This window comes from Kitasatospora sp. NPDC056800 (assembly GCF_042789775.1).
Taxonomy (GTDB): domain Bacteria; phylum Actinomycetota; class Actinomycetes; order Streptomycetales; family Streptomycetaceae; genus Kitasatospora.
Genome location: NZ_JBHUAL010000095.1, coordinates 14091 through 33163, shown reverse-complemented (window position 1 = coordinate 33163; position 19073 = coordinate 14091). Strand labels below are relative to the sequence as shown.

Below are 19073 nucleotides of genomic sequence, written 5' to 3'. Positions count from 1 at the left end.
ATTCCCCGCCGGGCCGCGGCCGTCCGGCGTGGGCGCGCGCCCGTCCGGCGCGGGCACAGGGCCCGTCCGGCGTGAGCGCGGTGCGGTGATCGGGATAGCGTGGTCGGGCAGCGACGAAAGGACCTCCCACCACCATGACCCGCGTGATCGCCGGGGCGGCCGGCGGCCGCCGGCTGGCCGTACCGCCCGGCCGGGGCACCCGCCCGACCTCCGACAAGGCCCGTGAGGCGATGTTCTCCACCCTGGAGGCGCTGCGCGGCACCCTGCACGGGGTCCGGATGCTGGACCTGTTCGGCGGATCCGGCGCGGTCGGGCTGGAGGCGCTGTCCCGCGGCGCCGAGCACGTCCTGCTGGTCGAGGCGGACGCCCAGGCGGCCCGGGTGATCCGGGAGAACGTCCGGACGATCGGCCTGCCGGGGGCCGAGGTGCGGGCCGCCAAGGCGGAGAAGGTGATCGTCGGCCCGCCCCCGCAGAGCCCGTACGACCTGGTCTTCCTCGACCCGCCGTACGCGGTCACCGACGAGGAGGTCCGCGAGATGCTGATCACACTCCTGGCCGGGGGCTGGCTCGCGGAGGACACGCTCGTCACCGTGGAGCGCAGCACCCGCGGCGGCGGGTTCGTCTGGCCCGAGGGTTTCGAGGAGCTGCGCTCCCGCCGTTACGGCGAGGGCACGCTCTGGTACGGTCGCGCCGCCGCCGCGGCCGGCGAGCAGGAGTAGCGGGCCGCGGCCCGCAGCAGCCGTCACCCCACGAGGGAGCACACACGCCATGCGCCGAGCCGTCTGTCCCGGTTCGTTCGACCCGATCACCAACGGCCACCTCGACATCATCGAGCGGGCCTCGAAGCTGTACGACGTGGTGCATGTCGCGGTCCTGATCAACCGGAACAAGCAGGGCATGTTCACCGTCGAGGAGCGGATCGGCCTGATCGAGGAGGTCACCGCCGGCTTCGGGAACGTGGTGGTCGAGTCGCACCACGGCCTGCTGGTGGACTACTGCCGGGAGCGCGGCATCCCCGCGATCATCAAGGGCCTGCGCGCGGTCAGCGACTTCGACTACGAGCTCCAGATGGCCCAGATGAACCACGGGCTGACCGGGGTGGAGACGCTGTTCGTGCCGACCTCGCCGACGTACAGCTTCCTCTCCTCGACGCTGGTCAAGGAGGTCGCCTCGTACGGGGGCGACGTCTCGCACCTGCTGCCGGAGACGGTGCACGGCCGGCTGGTCGAGCGGATCGCGGAGCGCAAGGCGGCGCAGTAGTCCACTGCCTGTCGGTTCCTGCCGGTTCGTCACGTCATGTCCGTTTGCCCGGAGACCGGTTCGGCTCAGGCGTTGTGACCCCGCTGGGCAGTGGCCGTACAGTCTGTATCCCTGCCCCGCGGTGAGGTTCACCGCGTCGGGCCTGCCTCCGCCGGACCGTCGGCGGCACACGGAAAGACGAAGCCCCGTGGACGTGCAGAACAAGGTCGACGAGATCGTGGCGGCGGTCGAGAACGCCCGCTCGATGCCGATGTCGGCCTCCTGCGTGGTGAACCGGGCCGAGCTGATCGGCCTGCTCAACGACCTCAGGTCGGCCCTGCCCGCCGAACTCGCCCAGGCCCAGTCGGTGATGGCCGACCACGAGCAGGTGGTGGCCGGCGCCCAGGCCGAGGCGGACCTGATCATCCAGGGCGCGCACGCCGAGCGCGGCTCGCTGATCTCGGACACCGAGGTGGTCCGCCAGGCCCAGGCGCAGGCCGACCGGATCCTCGCCGAGGCGCGTGCCGAGGTCGACGCCAAGCTGGCCGAGGCCGACGACTACGTGGACAGCAAGCTCGCCAACTTCGAGGTCGTGCTGACCAAGACGCTCGGCGCCGTCGGCCGCGGCCGCACCAAGCTGCGCGGCGACTCCAGCGTCTTCGAGGCCGAGCCCGAGGGCGAGAGCGACGGCGAGGAGTTCCGCCCGCAGCGGATCAGCCCGAGCCCCGAGGTCGACGAGTACGTCGATGTGAAGCTCGCCACCCTGGAGAACGTGCTCGGCGCCACCCTGGAGGCGGTCGGCAAGGGCCGGGACAAGCTGCTCGGCAAGCGGCCCATCGACGAGCTGGGCGCCTACCTGGCCGCCGCCGACCAGGCCCAGGAGGCCAAGGAACGCGCCGAGGCCGTGGCCGCGGGCTTCGCCCACGACCCCGACGGCGGGGACATCGCCTGGTACCGCGAGGACGTCCCGCAGCAGCAGACCTGGCCGGAGCAGACCCCGGCCGCGGCCGGCTGGCAGGCCCCCGGCACCGACCAGTACGCGGCGGCCCAGCAGCCCGGCGGGCAGTACGCCGAGGTGTACGGCGGCGGCTACGACCCGGCCGGCCAGGGGGACCCGTACAACACCCAGTGGGGCCAGCAGCAGGGCGGCTACCAGCAGCAGGGCTACCCGGACCAGCGGCAGGAGGGCTACGGCTATCCCCAGCAGCAGCCGGGCTACGCCGCGCAGCCGTACGACGACTACGCCTACCCCCAGCAGCCCGCCCTCCCGCCGGCCGTGCCGCACCAGCAGCAGGGGCACGGGCAGGCCCAGGGCCACGGACAGGCGCAGGGCCACGGGCAGGGGCAGGCCCAGGGCCAGGGTCTGGACGAGACCAGCTTCTTCGACACCAGCATGATCGACATGACCAGGCTGCGGGAGCTCGGCGGCCGCTGAACCGGCCCCGCCGCGGCGGTGCGGGAGTCTCCTGACGGGACCGAAGTTGGGCCTGACGGGAGACTCCGGTAGTCTGACCACTCCGGCCTCTCCATGTCCGGCTGTCGGCTTGCCCGCGCAACGCCGACCGGACGGAGACGCAATCGAAGAACCCCCCATGGAAGTCAGGACACCGTGAACCGCCTCGACCACCGCGACCCCCTCGTGTTCGACACGCACGAGCTCGGTCGTCGCCCGGGCTCGATGCGCAAGGTGAGCCGGACCCTGGAGGCCCCCGAGGGCTTCGGGATCATCGACGTGATCGGCGTGCCGGAGAAGAGCCCGATCGAGCTGGACCTCCGCCTGGAGTCCGTGGTCGAGGGCGTGCTGGTCACCGGCACGGCCGAGGCGGGCGTCGAGGGCGAGTGCGTCCGCTGCCTGGAGCCCGTCGAGTTCGACATCGACGTGGACTTCCAGGAGCTGTACTACTACCCGGAGTCCGACGAGCGCCACCGCGCCCGGACCACCGGGACCGAGGACCTCGACGAGGACTCGGAAGAAGAGACTTACCGTCTGGAGGGCGACTTCTTCGACCTCCGGCCGGTGCTGCGTGACGCGGTGGTGCTCGCACTGCCGCTGCAGCCGGTGTGCCAGGAAGACTGCCTGGGCCTGTGCTCCGAATGCGGAGCGCGCCTGAGCGACGACCCGGCGCACCACCACGATGCCGCCGACCCCCGGTGGGCGGCTCTGCAGGGACTCTCCGCCGCCCCCGGCGACGAGGGTGACGGATCTAAGAACAGCGACACCCGTGAGGGTCTCGCCGAGAACCAGGAGAAGTAGCCGTGGCTGTTCCGAAGCGGAAGATGTCGCGCAGCAACACGCGCCACCGTCGGTCCAACTGGAAGGCCGTTGTTCCGGCCCTCGTGGCGTGCGACCGCTGCCACGAGCCGAAGCTGGGCCACATCGCGTGCCCGAGCTGCGGCACGTACAACCGTCGCCAGGTCCTCTCGGTCTGATCGGCGGGGTGTACGGATCGATGTCGGACGGTAACTCCACCCGCAAGGCGACCATCGCCCCGAAGGGTTCCTCTTCGGGCGGCGGCAAGGCCGGCGGGCCGGCTTCGACCGAATACGACGTTCTGGAAGGGCGCCTCGGGTACACGCTCGAGCGCGCCCTTCTGGTACGTGCCCTGACCCACCGCTCGTACGCGTACGAGAACGGTGGGCTGCCCACCAACGAGCGCCTGGAGTTCCTCGGCGACTCGGTGCTGGGCCTCGTGGTGACCGACACCCTCTACCGCGTCCACCCGGACGTCCCGGAGGGCACGCTCGCCAAGCTGCGCGCCGCGGTGGTCAACTCCCGCGCGCTCGCGGACGTCGGCCGCGGCCTGGAGCTCGGCACGTTCATCCGCCTCGGCAAGGGCGAGGAGGGTACCGGCGGCCGCGACAAGTCGTCGATCCTCGCCGACACCGTCGAGGCCGTGATCGGCGCCATCTACCTGGACCAGGGACTGGACGCGGCCACCGAGTTCGTCCACCGGCTGTTCGACCCGCTGATCGAGGAGTCCTCTCAGCTCGGCGCCGGCCTGGACTGGAAGACCAGCCTCCAGGAGCTCACCGCCTCGGTGGGCATCGGAGTGCCGGAGTACGTGGTCATGGAGTCCGGTCCGGACCACGAGAAGACCTTCACCGCGGCGGCCCGGGTGGCCGGCGAGGACTTCGGCAGCGGCGTCGGCCGCTCGAAGAAGGAAGCCGAGCAGAAGGCCGCCGAGAGCGCCTGGCGCGCGATCAAGGAGAAGTACGCCGACCGGCTGCCCGCCGGCGCGTGATCCCGCAGTAGCCTTCACTCCTGCTGATCCGTACCGAGCAGGAGGCGTGTTCCCGTGCCCGAACTTCCCGAGGTCGAGGTCGTCCGCCGTGGTCTGGCCACCTGGGTGGCCGGACGGACGGTCGCCGACGTCCAGGTGCTGCACCCGCGCGCGGTGCGCCGCCAGCCGGCCGGCGCGGCGGACTTCACCGCCCGGCTGACCGGCACCACCCTCGGCACCGCGCAGCGGCGCGGCAAGTACCTGTGGGTGCCGCTGGCCGGCACCGGGGTGGGGTTCTCGCTGATCGGCCATCTCGGGATGAGCGGCCAACTCCTCGTCCAGGACCCGTCCGTACCCGACGAGACCCACCTGCGGGTCCGGCTGCGCTTCGCCGACGGCGGGCGCGAACTGCGCTTCGTCGACCAGCGGACCTTCGGCGGCCTGGCGGTCGAGGAGGCCGAGGACGGGGACCCGGAGGGCACCCCGGTCTCGATCGCGCACATCGCCCGCGACCCGCTCGACCCGCGCTTCGACGACGCCGCCTTCGTGGCCGCGCTGCGCGCCAAGCGGACCACCGTCAAGCGTGCCCTGCTCGACCAGACCCTGATCAGCGGCGTCGGCAACATCTACGCCGACGAGGCGCTGTGGCGCTCCAGGCTGCACTACGACCGCCCGACCGCGACGCTCACCCGCCCGCAGGCCCTGCTGCTGCTGGCCAACGCCCGGGACGTGATGAGCGCGGCGCTCGCCGTCGGCGGCACCAGCTTCGACAGCCTCTACGTCAACGTGAACGGCGAGAGCGGCTACTTCTCCCGGGACCTCGACGCCTACGGCCGCGAGCAGGAGCCCTGCCGCCGCTGCGGCACCCCGATCCGGCGGGCGGCCTGGATGAACCGCTCCAGCTACTTCTGCCCCCGCTGCCAGCGCGTGCCGCGCGCCCGCAGCGAGGGCTGAGGCGGGCTACTTCCGGGCGAGTTCGGGTTCGTCGGCGGCCGGTTCCCCGGGTGTGCCGTGGGTGTCCTGGCCGAAGTAGGCGACCCCGACCGCGGCGACCACCGCCAGCAGGAAGCCGATCGCGCCGAGCCAGCCCAGGCCGGCCTTGGAGGAGTCGCCGAGCCAGAGCACGCCGACCGCGCCGGGCAGCACCGTCTCGCCGACCACCAGCGCGGCGGTCGCGCCGTTCACCGAGCCGATCTGGAGCGCCACGGTGTGGATGTACATGCCGCCGATGCCGCCGACCAGGACCGCGTACAGCGCCGGGTCGGAGAGCAGCTCGCCGAGCGCGAACGGCTCGATGCCGTTGAGGATGCGCACCCCGACGCCCAGGGCGCCGAAGCCGAGGCCGGAGAGCAGACCGGCGACGATCGCGCCGTTGGCGCCCATCCGCCGCACCAGCAGGCTGCCGCCGACCAGCAGCACGGTGGTGACGATCAGCAGCCACCAGTGGAAGGCCATCGCGGTGTGGTGGCCGCCCTCCGGCCCGGCCGAGACGGCCAGCAGCACCAGCGCCGAGCAGAGCACGGCGATCGAGGCCCACTCCAGCTGCTTGAGCCGGATGCCCAGCAGCTTGATGCTGAGCACCGCGGTGATCACCAGGTTGGCGCTGATGATGGTCTGGGAGAGGAACAGCGGCAGCAGCCGGGCGGCCAGCGCGCCGAGCCCGAAGCCGATCAGGTCGAGCACCGTGCCGAGGATGAACTCCCAGGTGACGGCGGCCTTCGCGGTCGAGGACAGGCTCGGGCCGCCGTGCTCGGTGGTCGAGCTGGTGGCGCCCTTGGCCGCCTCCTCCCGGGCGGAGCGGCGGGATCCGACAGCCTGGAGGACCGAGCCGGTGCCGTAGCAGGCGGATGCCGCCACGGCGGTGACGAGGCCGATGATCACCGAGAACTCCGATCGGGAGGTGGGTCGAGAACGGTCTGGGTAAAGAAAGGGCAATGGGACCGGTGGTCCGGGACCACTATGCCCGCCCGCACGGTACGGTCGGCACGCCCCCCGGAGTGCCCCGGAACGGGGCCGGGCCTGCCGGGACGTACGTCCGGCGGCCTCCCGCGGTTCCCGCGCGGGCCCCGACTCAGGGGTGACCGGGGGAAACATCATCCCCGAGGAGGGGGCGGCCCCGGCGGTCGGCGGGGAGTCTTGTCAGTACCAGTATGCGAAGGGTATGGCGTGCTCAGGGGCCGGTCACGGTAGCGTCGGGGGCATGAGAACCCTTGCACGACGTTCCCGGGGCGCCGGGCCGCTAGCCCTGGTGGCGGCGCTGCTCGGGCTGCTGCTCCTGCTGGCACCCGCGGCCTCGGCGGCCGGCGGCCTGAGCGACGCCACCGCCGCCCTGAAGAAGGGCCAGGTCTACGTCGACCCGGCCATGACCAGCCGCTTCAGCCAGGCCCAGGCCGACGCCCTGACCAAGAAGATCGACAAGGCCGACAAGCCGATCTTCGTCGCGGTCGTCCCCGACTCGCCGGCCTTCGCCAAGGCGACGGTCTTCAAGGACCTCCGCACCACGGTCGGCGTCGACGGCGTCTACGCGGTCTGGCGCGGCGACCAGTTCACCGCCCGCGCCGACCGCGGCGCGCTCGCCGCCGGCGTCCCGGAGCGGATCTCCGGCGCGGCCTTCCGCTCCCACGACGGCGACATCGACGCCACCCTGAACGACTTCGTCGACCAGGCCGCCCCGCAGACCAAGGGCACCGGGGTCAACCACAGCACCTCGATCGCCTGGGTGGTCATCCCGGTGGTGCTGGTCGCGCTGGCCGGCGCCGGCGTCTTCCTCCTGTTCCGCCGCGCCAAGCAGCGCAAGGAGGCGCAGGCCCGGGCCGAGCTGGAGCAGCTGCGCCGGGTGGTGGACGAGGACATCACCGCCTTCGGCGTGGAGCTGGAGCGGCTCGACTTCAGCCCGGCCGCGGCCGACGCGGACGACGCCCAGCGCACCGACTACAGCCACGCCCTGGACTCGTACGAGAAGTCCAAGCGGCTGATGGACGAGGCGAAGAAGCCCGAGGACGTCAAGCAGGTCACCGAGGCGATCGAGGACGGCCGCTTCTCGCTGGCCACCCTGGCCGCCCGGCGGGAGAAGAAGCCGCTGCCCGAGCGCCGTCCCCCGTGCTTCATGGACCCGCGGCACGGCCCGTCCGTCAAGGACGTCGACTGGACTCCGGCCGGCGGCGCCGCGCGCACCGTCCCGGTCTGCCAGGCCGACGCGGACCGGCTCGCGGCCGGCCTCGACCCGGCGATCCGCACCGTCGACACCGAGCACGGCCCGCAGCCGTACTGGAACGCCGGCCCGGCGTACGCGCCCTGGGCGGGCGGCTACTTCGGCGGCTTCGGTGGCGGCGGCCTGCTGCCGGGCCTGCTGGTCGGCACCATGCTCGGCTCGATGATGAGCTCCCCGGCCTACGCGGCCGCGCCGATGATGGACGGTGGCCACGGCTACCAGGACCAGCACGAGGGCGGTGACTTCACCGGCGGCGACTTCAACGGCGGCGACTTCGGCGGGTTCGGCGGCGGTGGCGATTTCGGTGGTGGCGGCGGCGACTTCGGCGGCGGGGACTGGTAACCCGCTCGACCGACCGCACGCTCCCGCGGCCCCGCCGGTTCTCCGGCGGGGCCGCTCCCGTTCGCGCGGGGGCGTCGTCCGCGGAGGCGGGCCGGGGCCGAGCTGTGACCGGGAGCGCGGACGGCTAGGGTCAGGGCATGCACGGTCGCGACGCCCACAGTGAGGAACCGGTCCGGGTGACCGCCTGGGTCCGGGGGAAGGTCCAGCAGGTCGGGTTCCGCTGGTGGACCAGGGCACGGGCGCTGGAGATCGGACTGAGCGGCTACGCCAGCAACCTCGGCGACGGCCGGGTGCAGGTGGTGGCCGAGGGGCTCGCGGCCGACTGCGAGCAGCTGCTGGCCCGGCTGCGCGGCCCGGGGACCCCGGGGAACGTCAGCGGGGTCACCGAGATCTGGACGGCCGTCGGCCCTGGCTACGAGGGTTTCGAGATCCGCTGAGCCGCGCCGGGCCGGGCCGCCGGCGGTGCTCCGCGCGGGCTCCCGGGAAAAGATCCGGAACCGGCGGTGTCACGAGGTTGCCATCCGGGCAGACTCGTGGTTGACTCCGCATCGAACGATGATCCACGAGCACGCGGTGGACCCGTCCCGAAGCCCCCCAGGCGTGATGACACCGCCGGGCAGGTGACAGGGGCGCGGTAGCGTGCGGTGATCGTGTTGACCCTTTCCGTCTTTGGTGAGACGCTGGAAGCCCGCGCACACGACCGCGTTCTCCCGGTAGGCGCATGCCCCCGTGAGCCCAGCTCACGGTGGTTGTGCCGCAGTGCCCAGCCAGCACTTCCGGTGACGCGCCGCGCGTGCGTCCCCCTTCCCCCTAGACCTGTACCGTTCCGGTTCGGTCACTCAGCGTGGAGGACCATTCATCATGGCAAAGGCGCTTCTCGGGTACGTCGGCGGCCCCGACCCGCGAATGCTCTCCGAGATGCGACGGCTTCAGCAGCGCGTCCAGGACCTTGAAGCGGAGCTCCTTCGGATGCAGGCTGAGAACGACGCTCTCACCGCTGTCGCTGACGAGCACTCGCTGCTCAACAGCATCGATCTGGATCAGCGGGAGCCGGCTCTCACCTGAGTCCCGCCCGGTCCTCGCAGATCGACGCCGTTGCGCACCGAGCCGCCCCGAAAGGGACGCAGCTTGCAAGGGACGCCCTGATGTGGCGTCCCTTCGTCGTGTCCGGCTCCGGATACAGTCGGTTCCCGTCTGAGCGATAGAGGGGACCGGCCGCGTGCACCTGAAGAGTCTGACGCTGCGCGGGTTCAAGTCCTTCGCCTCCAGCACCACCCTGCGCTTCGAGCCCGGCATCACCTGCGTCGTCGGCCCGAACGGCTCCGGCAAGTCGAACGTGGTCGACGCGCTGTCCTGGGTGATGGGCGAGCAGGGGGCCAAGTCGCTGCGCGGCGGCAAGATGGAGGACGTCATCTTCGCCGGGACCAGCGGGCGCGCCCCGCTCGGCCGGGCCGAGGTCAGCCTCACCATCGACAACACCGACGGCGCCCTGCCGATCGACTACTCCGAGGTGACCATCACCCGGACCATGTTCCGCAACGGCGGCAGCGAGTACGCCCTCAACGGTGAGACCTGCCGCCTGCTGGACATCCAGGAGCTGCTCTCCGACTCCGGCATCGGCCGCGAGATGCACGTCATCGTCGGGCAGGGCCAGCTGGACTCGGTGCTGCACGCCGACCCGATGGGCCGGCGCGCCTTCATCGAGGAGGCGGCCGGCGTCCTCAAGCACCGCAAGCGCAAGGAGAAGGCGCTGCGGAAGCTGGACGCGATGCAGGCCAACCTCAACCGGGTCCAGGACCTGGTGGCCGAACTGCGCCGCCAGCTCGGACCGCTCGGCCGGCAGGCCCGGATCGCCCGCCGGGCCGCCGGCATCCAGGCCGACCTGCGCGACGCCCGGCTGCGGCTGCTCGCCGACGACCTGTGCGCGCTCCGCCGGGCCGTCGAGGCCGAGGTCGCGGACGAACTGGCGCTGCGGCTGCGCCGCACCACCGTCGAGCAGGAGCTGGCCCGGGCGGTGCAGCGCGAACGCGTCCTGGAGGCGCAGGTCGAGCAGCTCGGCCCCGGACTGGAGACCGCCCGGCAGACCTGGTACCGGCTCTCCGCGCTCGCCGAGCGCACCCGCGGCACCGTCGGGCTGGCCGAGGCCCGCGCCCGGCACGCCGCCGCCGGGGGCCGGGGCGAGGAGCGGCGCGGGCGCGACCCGGAGGACACGGAACGGGAGGCCGCGCGGGTCCGCGAGGAGGAGGCCGCGCTGACCGAGGCCCTGGAGGAGGCGCGGTACGCGCTGGCCGAGGCGGTCGAGCGCAAGGACGGACTGGAGCGGGAGCTGGCCGCCGAGGAGCGCCGGCTGCGGGACGCCGCCCGGGCCATCGCCGACCGCCGGGAGGGCCTGGCCAGGCTGCAGGGCCAGGCCGCCGCCGCCCGGTCCAGGGCCGCCGCCGCGCAGGCCGAGATCGGCCGGCTCGCCGAGGCCAGGGACGAGGCGCTGCTGCGCGCCGAGGCCGCCCGGGGCGAGCTGGACGAACTCCAGCGGCAGGTGGACGGCCTGGCCGGGGAGGACGAGCAGGCCGAGGCCCGGTACCGGCGGGCGCGCGAGCACCTCGCCGCGGTGGAAGGGGAGCTGGCCGCGGCCCGGGAGGCGTCCGCCGCCGCCGAGCGCGAGCGGGCCGGGCTGACCGCACGGCACGAGGCGCTCTCCCTCAGCCTGCGCCGCAAGGACGGCACCGGCGCGCTGCTGGACGCGGGGGAGCGGCTGGGCGGGCTGCTCGGCCCGGCGGCCGCGCTGCTGCGGATCGAGCCGGGGTACGAGGTGCCGCTCGCCGCCGCGCTCGGTGCGGCGGCCGACGCGGTGGCCGTCGACTCGCCGTCCACCGCCGCCGGGGCCCTGCGGCTGCTGCGGGCCGAGGACGCCGGCCGGGCCGCGCTGCTGATCGCCGGTACCGCCGGCTCCGCCGAGGCGGCCGAGCCGGCGGGGGAGCTGCCGGACGGGGCCCGCTGGGCGGCCGAACTGGTCGACGGCCCGGCCGAGTTGCTCGGCGCGGTCCGGCGGCTGCTGGCCGGGGTGGCGGTGGTCGCGGACCTCGACCGGGCGCTGCGGCTGGTCGCCGGGCACCCCGCGCTGTGCGCCGTCACCGCCGACGGGGACCGGCTCGGCGCCGGCTTCGCCCAGGGCGGCTCCGGCGGCGCGCCGAGCCTGCTGGAGACCCAGGCCGCGGTGGACGAGGCGGCCCGGGCGATCGGCGAACTCACCGTCCGCTGCGCCGAGTCGGCCGAGCGGCTGGCCCGACTCGCCGAGCAGCGACGGGAGTCGGCCGCCGAGGTGGAGCAACTCGCCGAGCGGAGACGGCAGGAGGAGAAGGAGCGGGCCCAGGTCGCCGGGGCGCTCGGCCGGCTCGGCGGGCAGGCCCGCGCCGCCGCCGGCGAGGCCGGTCGGCTGTCGGACGCCGCCGCCCGCGCCGAGCAGGGGGTGGCCGAACTGCTCGACGGCGCCGAGGAGCTGGCGCGGCGCCTGACCGCCGCCGAGGAGTCGGCCCGGGCCGGGGAGGACGAGCCGGACGCCGCCGAACAGCAGCGGCTGGCCGGGGCCGCGAGCGACGCCCGGCAGGCCGAGCTGGAGGCCCGGCTCGCGGTGCGCACCCACGAGGAGCGGGTCCGCGCCCTGGCCGGCCGGGCCGACCAGCTGGACCGGGCCGCCCGCGCCGAGCGCGAGGCGCGCGCCCGGGCCGCCGAGCGCCGCCGGCGCGCCGAGCACGACGCCTCGGTGGCGAACGCCGTCGCGGCGGGCGCCCGGCAGCTGCTGGCCTGCCTGGAGGTGTCGCTGGCCCGCGCGGACGCCGGGCGGGCGGCCGTCGAACAGGCGCGGGCCGAGCGCGAGCACGAGCTGCGCGCGCACCGGGAGCACGGCCGCGGGCTCAAGGAGGAGCTGGACAAGCTGGTCGACGCCGGGCACCGGGACGAGGTGCTGCGGGCCGAGAAGCGGCTGCGGATCGAGCAGCTGGAGGCCCGCGCGCTGGAGGAGTTCGGCATCGACGGCGGCGAGCTGCTCGCCTCGTACGGGCCGGACCAGCCCGTCCCGCCGTCCGCGCCCGAGGAGGGGACGGAACCGGGCGAGCCGTACCCGTACGTCCGGGCCGAGCAGGAGAAGCGGCTGCGGGCGGCCGAGAAGGCGTACCAGCAGCTCGGCAAGGTCAACCCGCTGGCGTTGGAGGAGTTCGCCGCGCTGGAGGAGCGCCACCGGTTCCTCGGCGAGCAGCTGGACGACCTCAAGCGCAGCCGGCGCGACCTGCTGGACATCGTCCGGGAGGTGGACCAGCGGGTCGAGCAGCTGTTCACCTCGGCGTACCACGACACCGCCGCCCAGTTCGAGGGCGTCTTCGCCCGGCTCTTCCCGGGCGGGGAGGGCCGGCTGGTGCTGACCGACCCGGAGAACATGCTCGCCACCGGGGTCGAGGTCGAGGCCCGGCCGCCGGGCAAGAAGGTCAAGCGGCTGTCGCTGCTGTCCGGCGGCGAGCGCTCGCTGACCGCGGTGGCGCTGCTGGTCGCGATCTTCAAGGCCCGGCCCAGCCCGTTCTACGTGATGGACGAGGTGGAGGCGGCGCTGGACGAGACCAACCTGCGCCGGCTGATCGGGATCATGGAGGAGCTGCGGGAGAGCTCCCAGCTGATCGTGATCACCCACCAGAAGCTCACCATGGAGTCGGCCGACGCCCTCTACGGCGTGACCATGAAGGGCGACGGCATCTCGCAGGTGATCAGCCAGCGGCTGCGCGAAGAGCACCGGGAGCGCCGGCCGCGGGCGGTACGCACCGCATCGGTGTAGGGCGGCTGCGGTCCATCCGGGCTCCGGTCGCGGATACTGGAGCGGATATGGAATACGTGATCCTTGCCGTAGTCATCGCCGTGGTCGCCATCGGCGCGATCGCCGGCCTCGTCGTTTCCGGCAGACGACGCCAGCAGCTGCCCCCGAAGTCGCAGGCGCCGGTCATCACGGCGCCGAAGCCCACCCCGCAGGAGCCCCAGGTCGGCGAGGAGGCCGCGCCGCCGACCGAGGCGCCCCGCCGCACCGTCGAGGAGGTGCAACTCCCGGAGGCCGCGGCGCCCGCCGAGGTCGAGGCCACCGAGGCCGAGGCCGTCGAGGCCGCTGAGGCGGCCCCGGCCATCGAGGTGCCCGAGCCCACCGCCGGCCGGCTGGTCCGGCTGCGCTCGCGGCTCTCCCGCTCGCAGAACTCGCTCGGCAAGGGCCTGCTCTCGCTGCTCTCCCGCGAGCACCTGGACGAGGACACCTGGGAGGAGATCGAGGAGACGCTGCTCACCGCGGACGTCGGCGTCGCCCCCACCCAGGAGCTGGTCGAGCGGCTGCGCACCCGGGTGAAGGTGCTCGGCACCCGCACCCCCGACGAGCTGCGCGCGCTGCTGCGCGAGGAGCTGGTCGAGCTGGTCGGCAAGGACTCCGACCGTGCCGTGCGCTCCACCAAGCACGAGGAGGGCCCGGCGGTGGTCCTGGTGGTCGGCGTCAACGGCGTCGGCAAGACCACCACGACCGGCAAGCTGGCCCGCGTCCTGGTCGCCGACGGCCGTACGGTGGTGCTCGGCGCCGCCGACACCTTCCGCGCCGCCGCCGCCGACCAGCTCCAGACCTGGGGCGAGCGGGTGGGCGCGCGCACCGTGCGCGGCCCGGAGGGCGGGGACCCGGCCTCGATCGCCTTCGACGCGGTCAAGGAGGGCATCGCCGAGGGCGCGGACACCGTGCTGATCGACACCGCCGGCCGCCTGCACACCAAGACCGGCCTGATGGACGAGCTGGGCAAGGTCAAGCGGGTCGTCGAGAAGCACGGCCCGGTGGACGAGGTGCTGCTGGTGCTGGACGCCACCACCGGCCAGAACGGCCTGATCCAGGCCCGGGTGTTCGCCGAGGTGGTCGACATCACCGGCATCGTGCTGACCAAGTTGGACGGCACCGCCAAGGGCGGCATCGTGGTCGCGGTCCAGCGCGAGCTGGGCGTGCCGGTCAAGCTGATCGGCCTGGGCGAGGGCGCGGACGACCTGGCCCCGTTCGAGCCGGGGGCGTTCGTGGACGCGCTGATCGGCGACTGACAGCCTCCGCGAAGCGTTCGATCAGGGAAGCGCACGAAGGGCCCGCCCCCTCCAGGGGGCGGGCCCTTCCGCGTGCCGGGGCGGGGCGGTCAGGAGGCCATCCAGGCCGGCTCGGCGGTGCGCTCGCGGCCGCGGTGGCAGGCGTAGGCGAGGGTGCCGAGCAGCAGCCGGGCCTCCGGCGGGCAGCCCGCGTTGTCGCGGGTGGGGCGGCGCAGCCAGCGGACCGGGCCGAGGCCGCCGAGGACGGTGGGCGGGGCGGCGACGTGGCCGCCCTCGCCGTGGCAGACCAGGTCGAGCGCGGCGTCGTCCCAGCCCATCCGGTACAGCAGGTCGGGCAGGCGCCGGGCGGTGCCGGCGGCGACCAGGAACTGGAGCCGGCCGGTGGGGGGCGCGAGCACCGGGCCCACCTGGGTGCCCATCCGCTCCAGCCGGACCAGGGCCTGGAGGCCGGCCTGCTCGGGGACGTCCAGGACGTCGAAGGCGCGGCCGGTGGGGAACAGCACCGCGCCCTCGGTGCGGGCGGCGCGGGCCCGGCCGCCGCCCCGCACGGGGTGCAGGCCGGGCGCGGCGCAGCGGGGGGAGCCGCAGGGACAGCGGGGCGGGGCGGTGGCGCCGGCGACCGGGGTGCCGGTCTCCGGATCGCCGGTGACGACCGCCCAGCCCCAGCGGCCGGTGTACTCCGCGGCGGCCTGGGACGCGGTGACCTTGGTGCGGCGGCGCGCGCCCAGCGGTGCCAGCCGCAGGTGCCCCAGTCGAAGTTCGCCGAACAGGTTGTCCATGCCTCCCCCAACAGGTTCTTGTTGCCGATGGTTACGGGACGGTGACTGTGTGTCGATTGTCAGCCGTGTGGTGCGTAGTGCGGTGGCGGCGCGCAGCGCGTGGTGTGCGCCTGTTCCGGCGGTGCGCCTCGGGCGCCGCCTTGTGGGGGCGGCGCCGATGCCGGATCGTCGTGTTCGTGGGGCTGTCGCCGTCCCGAGTGGACGGTGAACTCGCCTGTGGCTGCGGTGGGTTGCGGGTTCCGCCGGGTCCTCCGGGATGGGCCGGGGGACTTGGCGGCCCGCATATGCCGGGCCGTCGGGACTCCCTAAGTGAAGCGTGTGCCCCCGGGCTTCGGTTCACTCCTGGGGGTGGCGAAAGGTGGCGTTTCGCCAGGGGCGCTCCCACGGGCCCCTCACGGGGCATTACGTTCAGCGTGCGGATGTCGTCGAGGAGTCTGTCCCGGGCCGTCGGGCAACGGGAGTTGGGAATCTGACGGATCGTCCGCAACGATGGCACACCAGTGCGAGGGCGCTGCGGTACGGCGGCGCCGCGGCACCTCAGGCACGGCACGTCTGGCAAGAGCCCGCAACCGTCGGGCGGTCACGATCGGGGGCCCCGGTAGGGGCCGGGCGGGATGGGGACGTTACCCATGGCAGAGAAGCAACCGAATGAGAAGCTGACCACGTGGTTCGCTCGCAGTGGCTGGTCCAAGGGCGAGTTGGCCCGCCAGGTCAACCGCAAGGCCCGGCAGATCGGCGCCCACCACGTGTCCACCGACACCTCCCGGGTGCGCCGCTGGCTCGACGGCGAGCAGCCCCGCGAGCCGATCCCCAAGATCATGTCGGAACTCTTCTCCGAGCGGTTCGGCTCGGTGGTCTCCATCGAGGACCTCGGCCTGCGCGCCGCGATCCCGGTCTCCACCGTGGGCGGCGGCGTCGACCTGCCGTGGAGCGGTCAGCAGACCGTCCAGCTGATCAGCGACTACTCCCGCAGCGACCTCATGCTCAACCGCCGGGGCTTCCTCGGCACCTCACTGGCGCTGACCGCGGGCGCCGCGCTGATCGAGCCGATGCAGCGCTGGCTCGCCCCCGGCCCGAGCGGCGTCCCCACCCCGATCCTCACCGCGGCCAACGGCGGCGAGGCCTTCACCGGCCGGCTCTCCGAACCCGAGCTCGAACTGCTGGAGCAGACCACGGTCATGTTCCGGCAGTGGGACGCCCAGAACGGCGGCGGGCTGCGCCGCAAGGCCGTCGTCGGCCAGCTGCACGAGGTCACCGACCTGCTCCAGGAGACGTACAGCGAGGACACCACCAAGCGGCTGTTCCGGCTCACCGCCGAACTCGCCCACCTGGCCGGGTGGATGTCGTACGACGTCGGGATGCACCCGAGCGCGCAGAAGTACTACGTGCTCGCCCTGCACGCGGCCAAGGAGGCCGGCGACCGCCCGTTCGGCGCGCTGATCCTCACCGACATGAGCCGCCAGATGATCCACCTCAACCGGGGCGAGGACGCCCTGGAACTCATCCACCTGGCCCAGTACGGCAGCCGCGACGCCGCCACCCCGCGCCAGCAGTCCCTGCTGTACGCGATGGAGGCGCGCGCCTACGCCACCATCGGCGAGGTCAACCGCTGCGCCCGGGCGATCCGGCTGGCCGAGGACACCTTCACCGACATCCGGGACGGGGACCAGGACCCGGACTGGCTGAAGTTCTTCTCGCCCGCCGAGCTGAACGCCGAGAACGCCCACTCCTTCCGCGACCTCGCGTACCACTCGGACAACGCCGAGCTGTACGCCTCGCTGTCCGCGCCGGTGATGGAGACCGCGGTCGACCTGTTCCGCCAGGACGCCGACCACGTGCGCTCGTACGCCTTCAACCTGATCGGCATGGCCAGCGTCCACCTGCTGCAGAAGGAGGCCGAGCAGGCGGTGGTGATGGCCGAGCAGGCGGTGGACATCGCCACCAAGGTGCGCTCGGAGCGGCTGAACTCCCGGGTCCGCAAGACCACGGAGGCCGCGTCGGCCCGGTTCAAGGGCGTGGACGCGGTGAGCCGGCTCAAGGAGCGGGTGGTCCAGGACATCCCGGAGTTCGTCTCGATGGTCTGACCGGAGGCCCGCCAGGGCCGTCCGAAGGAAAAGCTCCACCGACCGTGGCGGCCGCCGCCGTCACGGTCGGTGGCATGTCCGGCGTCCGGTGGTCGGCCCCGGCCGGGCCGCGGCGGCCGCGGTTCACGCAGCCGTAACCCGCGCGTCGCACGCGTCACCGCGGTGAAACAACCGGCCGCACCGGCCGAAACCAGCCTTCGGCACGCTCCTCCTCAACGCCGACACCCCGGGTGGCACCACGGGACGGGTCCCCGGGTGCGGATCGGCCTGGACGCAGAGGAGACGCCGATGCCGGACGGCTTCAGCGCGGGCGACACCGCCTTCGTACTCATCAGTGCGGCCCTGGTCATGCTGATGACCCCAGGGCTCGCCTTCTTCTACGGGGGCATGGTCAGGGCCAAGAGCACGCTGAACATGCTGGCGATGAGCTTCCTCTCGCTCGGCATCGTCAGCGTGCTGTGGGTCCTCTACGGCTACTCGCTCAGCTTCGGGTCCGACTCCTTCGCCGGCCTGATCGGCAACCTGGACCACCTCGGGATGCGCGGCCTCGGCCTCGACGAGCTGACCGGCTCCATCCCGGTCACCGCCTTCGCGCTGTTCCAGCTGATGTTCGCGGTCATCACCCCGGCGCTGATCAGCGGCGCCGTCGCGGACCGGGCGAGATTCGCCGCCTGGGGCCTGTTCATCGCGCTCTGGGTGACGGTCGTCTACTTCCCGGTCGCGCACTGGGTGTTCTTCTTCGACGGCGGCCACGGCGGCTGGCTGGGCGACCGCAACGGCGTGATCGACTTCGCCGGCGGGACGGCCGTGCACATCAACGCGGGCGTCGCCGGCCTCGCGCTCTGCCTGGTGCTGGGCAAGCGGATCGGCTTCAAGAAGGACCCGATGCGCCCGCACAGCCTGCCGCTGGTGATGCTCGGCTCCGGGCTGCTCTGGTTCGGCTGGTTCGGCTTCAACGCGGGCTCGGCGCTGGCCGCCAACGGCGTCGCCGCGATGGCCATGGTGAACACCCAGGTCGCCACCGGCGCGGCGCTGGTCGGCTGGCTGGTCTACGAGCGGTTCAGGCACGGCGCCTTCACCACGCTGGGCGCCGCCTCCGGCGCGGTGGCCGGACTGGTCGCGATCACCCCGGCCTGCGGCTCGGTCAGCCCGCTCGGCGCGGTGGCGATCGGACTGGTCGCGGGCGCGGTCTGCTGCGCCGCCGTCTCGCTCAAGTACCGCTGGGGCTTCGACGACTCGCTCGACGTGGTGGGCGTGCACGCGGTCGGCGGGGCGGTCGGCTCGCTGCTGGTCGGCCTGTTCGCCACCGGCGGGGTCGGCCAGGGCGTCAAGGGCCTGTTCTACGGGGGCGGGATCGGCCAGCTGGGCAAGCAGGCGATGGGCGTGGCGGTGGTCGCGGCGTACTCCTTCGTGCTGTCCTGGCTGCTGGCCAAGGCGGTCGACCGGCTGGTCGGCTTCCGGGTCTCCGGCGAGGTCGAGACGGCCGGCATCGACCAGGCCGAACACGCCGAGTCCGCCTACGATTTCACCGCCGTGGGCGCGGGGCTGGCCCGGGCCCTGCCGGGCCTGGCCGCCGCTGCCGCGACGTCCGCCGCCGAGCGGTCCGCCGGACGGTCCACCGAACGGACCGGCGAACGGACCGGCGTCGCGGAACCCGGTGCCGCCCAGCCCGCCGCGCAGCCCGCCGAGAAGAGGACCGAGGTCGACGCCCGATGAAGCTCATCACCGCCGTGATCAAGCCGTACCGACTGGACGAGGTGAAGTCCGCCCTCCAGGCCTTCGGGGTGCACGGCCTCACCGTCACCGAGGCCAGCGGCTACGGCCGCCAGCGCGGCCACACCGAGGTGTACCGGGGGGCCGAGTACACCGTGGACCTGGTACCGAAGGTCAGGATCGAGGTCCTGGTCGAGGACGAGGACGCCGAGGACCTGATCGACGTCCTGGTGAAGGCCGCCCGGACCGGGAAGATCGGCGACGGCAAGGTGTGGAGCGTGCCGGTCGACACCGCCGTACGGGTCCGCACCGGCGAGCGCGGCCCGGACGCCCTGTAGCCCGGCGGCCGGTCGCCCCGCGCCGGACGGCGGGCCCGTTCACCCGGGAGGGT

General features: G+C 73.4%; 17 protein-coding genes. 15 read left to right on the top strand and 2 right to left on the bottom strand.

All coding sequences use genetic code 11. From position 1 onward, the window contains the following. The first annotated feature begins 134 nt into the window (after positions 1–134). The 7 genes from rsmD to mutM all read left to right on the top strand — a co-directional run bounded on the left by rsmD (position 135) and on the right by mutM (position 5414). Positions 135–719 (top strand): 16S rRNA (guanine(966)-N(2))-methyltransferase RsmD, encoded by a 585-nt coding sequence (rsmD, locus tag ACFRQN_RS21445; protein WP_049653380.1) that lies wholly within the window; start codon positions 135–137, stop codon positions 717–719. A gap of 49 nt (positions 720–768) precedes the next feature. Further along, entirely contained in the window at positions 769–1260 is a 492-nt protein-coding gene (coaD, locus tag ACFRQN_RS21440; RefSeq protein WP_049653382.1) for a pantetheine-phosphate adenylyltransferase, read from the top strand. 187 nt (positions 1261–1447) lie between these two features. Then, positions 1448–2674 carry a cell division initiation protein gene (locus ACFRQN_RS21435; RefSeq protein ID WP_375877284.1) on the top strand — a complete coding sequence of 409 codons (1227 nt, stop codon included), beginning with the start codon at positions 1448–1450 and terminating at the stop codon, positions 2672–2674. A 174-nt stretch (positions 2675–2848) separates the two neighbouring features. After that, entirely contained in the window at positions 2849–3493 is a 645-nt protein-coding gene (locus ACFRQN_RS21430; protein WP_049653386.1) for a DUF177 domain-containing protein, read from the top strand. Positions 3494–3495: 2 nt separating this feature from the next. Further along, the gene (gene rpmF / locus ACFRQN_RS21425) at positions 3496–3669 is read left to right on the top strand and encodes a 50S ribosomal protein L32 (protein WP_030056747.1); all 174 of its coding nucleotides are present in this window, start codon (positions 3496–3498) and stop codon (positions 3667–3669) included. 20 nt (positions 3670–3689) lie between these two features. Continuing rightward, entirely contained in the window at positions 3690–4481 is a 792-nt protein-coding gene (rnc, locus tag ACFRQN_RS21420; protein ID WP_049653387.1) for a ribonuclease III, read from the top strand. A gap of 54 nt (positions 4482–4535) precedes the next feature. Continuing rightward, the gene (gene mutM / locus ACFRQN_RS21415) at positions 4536–5414 is read left to right on the top strand and encodes a bifunctional DNA-formamidopyrimidine glycosylase/DNA-(apurinic or apyrimidinic site) lyase (RefSeq protein ID WP_380741551.1); all 879 of its coding nucleotides are present in this window, start codon (positions 4536–4538) and stop codon (positions 5412–5414) included. Positions 5415–5420: 6 nt separating this feature from the next. Here mutM and ACFRQN_RS21410 read toward each other — a convergent pair whose 3' ends face one another. Further along, positions 5421–6341, bottom strand: a complete 921-nt coding sequence (locus tag ACFRQN_RS21410; protein WP_380741550.1) for a hypothetical protein — start codon at positions 6339–6341, stop codon at positions 5421–5423. 319 nt (positions 6342–6660) lie between these two features. Here ACFRQN_RS21410 and ACFRQN_RS21405 point away from each other — a divergent pair, with 319 nt between their 5' ends. The 5 genes from ACFRQN_RS21405 to ftsY all read left to right on the top strand — a co-directional run bounded on the left by ACFRQN_RS21405 (position 6661) and on the right by ftsY (position 14106). Continuing rightward, a complete protein-coding gene (locus ACFRQN_RS21405) occupies positions 6661–8013 on the top strand; it encodes a hypothetical protein (RefSeq protein WP_380741549.1) in 1353 nt (450 codons plus the stop codon). A gap of 137 nt (positions 8014–8150) precedes the next feature. Further along, entirely contained in the window at positions 8151–8450 is a 300-nt protein-coding gene (locus ACFRQN_RS21400) for an acylphosphatase (RefSeq protein ID WP_049653395.1), read from the top strand. Between the two features lie 424 nt (positions 8451–8874). Then, positions 8875–9078 (top strand): hypothetical protein, encoded by a 204-nt coding sequence (locus ACFRQN_RS21395; protein ID WP_045702518.1) that lies wholly within the window; start codon positions 8875–8877, stop codon positions 9076–9078. A 154-nt stretch (positions 9079–9232) separates the two neighbouring features. Then, positions 9233–12832, top strand: coding sequence for a chromosome segregation protein SMC (gene smc, locus ACFRQN_RS21390; RefSeq protein ID WP_380741548.1), 3600 nt, complete (start codon positions 9233–9235; stop codon positions 12830–12832). Positions 12833–12879: 47 nt separating this feature from the next. Beyond that, positions 12880–14106, top strand: coding sequence for a signal recognition particle-docking protein FtsY (ftsY, locus tag ACFRQN_RS21385; protein WP_380741547.1), 1227 nt, complete (start codon positions 12880–12882; stop codon positions 14104–14106). A gap of 89 nt (positions 14107–14195) precedes the next feature. Here the strand turns inward: ftsY and ACFRQN_RS21380 are convergent, their stop codons facing one another. Further along, entirely contained in the window at positions 14196–14885 is a 690-nt protein-coding gene (locus ACFRQN_RS21380) for a bifunctional DNA primase/polymerase (protein WP_074001515.1), read from the bottom strand. 629 nt (positions 14886–15514) lie between these two features. Between ACFRQN_RS21380 and ACFRQN_RS21375 the strand changes: the two genes are divergently transcribed. From ACFRQN_RS21375 to ACFRQN_RS21365, 3 genes are all read left to right on the top strand, one after another. Next, positions 15515–16969: a hypothetical protein gene (locus ACFRQN_RS21375; RefSeq protein ID WP_380741546.1), complete on the top strand. Its 1455-nt coding sequence runs from the start codon at positions 15515–15517 to the stop codon at positions 16967–16969. 288 nt (positions 16970–17257) lie between these two features. Beyond that, positions 17258–18685 carry an ammonium transporter gene (locus ACFRQN_RS21370; RefSeq protein ID WP_380741545.1) on the top strand — a complete coding sequence of 476 codons (1428 nt, stop codon included), beginning with the start codon at positions 17258–17260 and terminating at the stop codon, positions 18683–18685. Then, positions 18682–19020 (top strand): P-II family nitrogen regulator, encoded by a 339-nt coding sequence (locus ACFRQN_RS21365; RefSeq protein ID WP_049659191.1) that lies wholly within the window; start codon positions 18682–18684, stop codon positions 19018–19020. The genes ACFRQN_RS21370 and ACFRQN_RS21365 overlap by 4 nt, the downstream gene beginning before the upstream one ends. Positions 19021–19073 lie beyond the last annotated feature (53 nt).

What these genes read in the sequence shown, in the direction of transcription:
- ACFRQN_RS21375 (WP_380741546.1), top strand. Translation starts at nt 15,515, where the DNA reads ATGGCAGAGAAGCAACCGAATGAGAAGCTGACCACGTGGTTCGCTCGC.
- ftsY (WP_380741547.1), top strand. Translation starts at nt 12,880, where the DNA reads ATGGAATACGTGATCCTTGCCGTAGTCATCGCCGTGGTCGCCATCGGC.
- ACFRQN_RS21370 (WP_380741545.1), top strand. Translation starts at nt 17,258, where the DNA reads ATGCCGGACGGCTTCAGCGCGGGCGACACCGCCTTCGTACTCATCAGT.
- rnc (WP_049653387.1), top strand. Translation starts at nt 3,690, where the DNA reads ATGTCGGACGGTAACTCCACCCGCAAGGCGACCATCGCCCCGAAGGGT.
- ACFRQN_RS21395 (WP_045702518.1), top strand. Translation starts at nt 8,875, where the DNA reads ATGGCAAAGGCGCTTCTCGGGTACGTCGGCGGCCCCGACCCGCGAATG.
- ACFRQN_RS21365 (WP_049659191.1), top strand. Translation starts at nt 18,682, where the DNA reads ATGAAGCTCATCACCGCCGTGATCAAGCCGTACCGACTGGACGAGGTG.
- ACFRQN_RS21400 (WP_049653395.1), top strand. Translation starts at nt 8,151, where the DNA reads ATGCACGGTCGCGACGCCCACAGTGAGGAACCGGTCCGGGTGACCGCC.
- coaD (WP_049653382.1), top strand. Translation starts at nt 769, where the DNA reads ATGCGCCGAGCCGTCTGTCCCGGTTCGTTCGACCCGATCACCAACGGC.
- ACFRQN_RS21405 (WP_380741549.1), top strand. Translation starts at nt 6,661, where the DNA reads ATGAGAACCCTTGCACGACGTTCCCGGGGCGCCGGGCCGCTAGCCCTG.
- ACFRQN_RS21380 (WP_074001515.1), bottom strand. Translation starts at nt 14,885, where the DNA reads ATGGACAACCTGTTCGGCGAACTTCGACTGGGGCACCTGCGGCTGGCA.
- rsmD (WP_049653380.1), top strand. Translation starts at nt 135, where the DNA reads ATGACCCGCGTGATCGCCGGGGCGGCCGGCGGCCGCCGGCTGGCCGTA.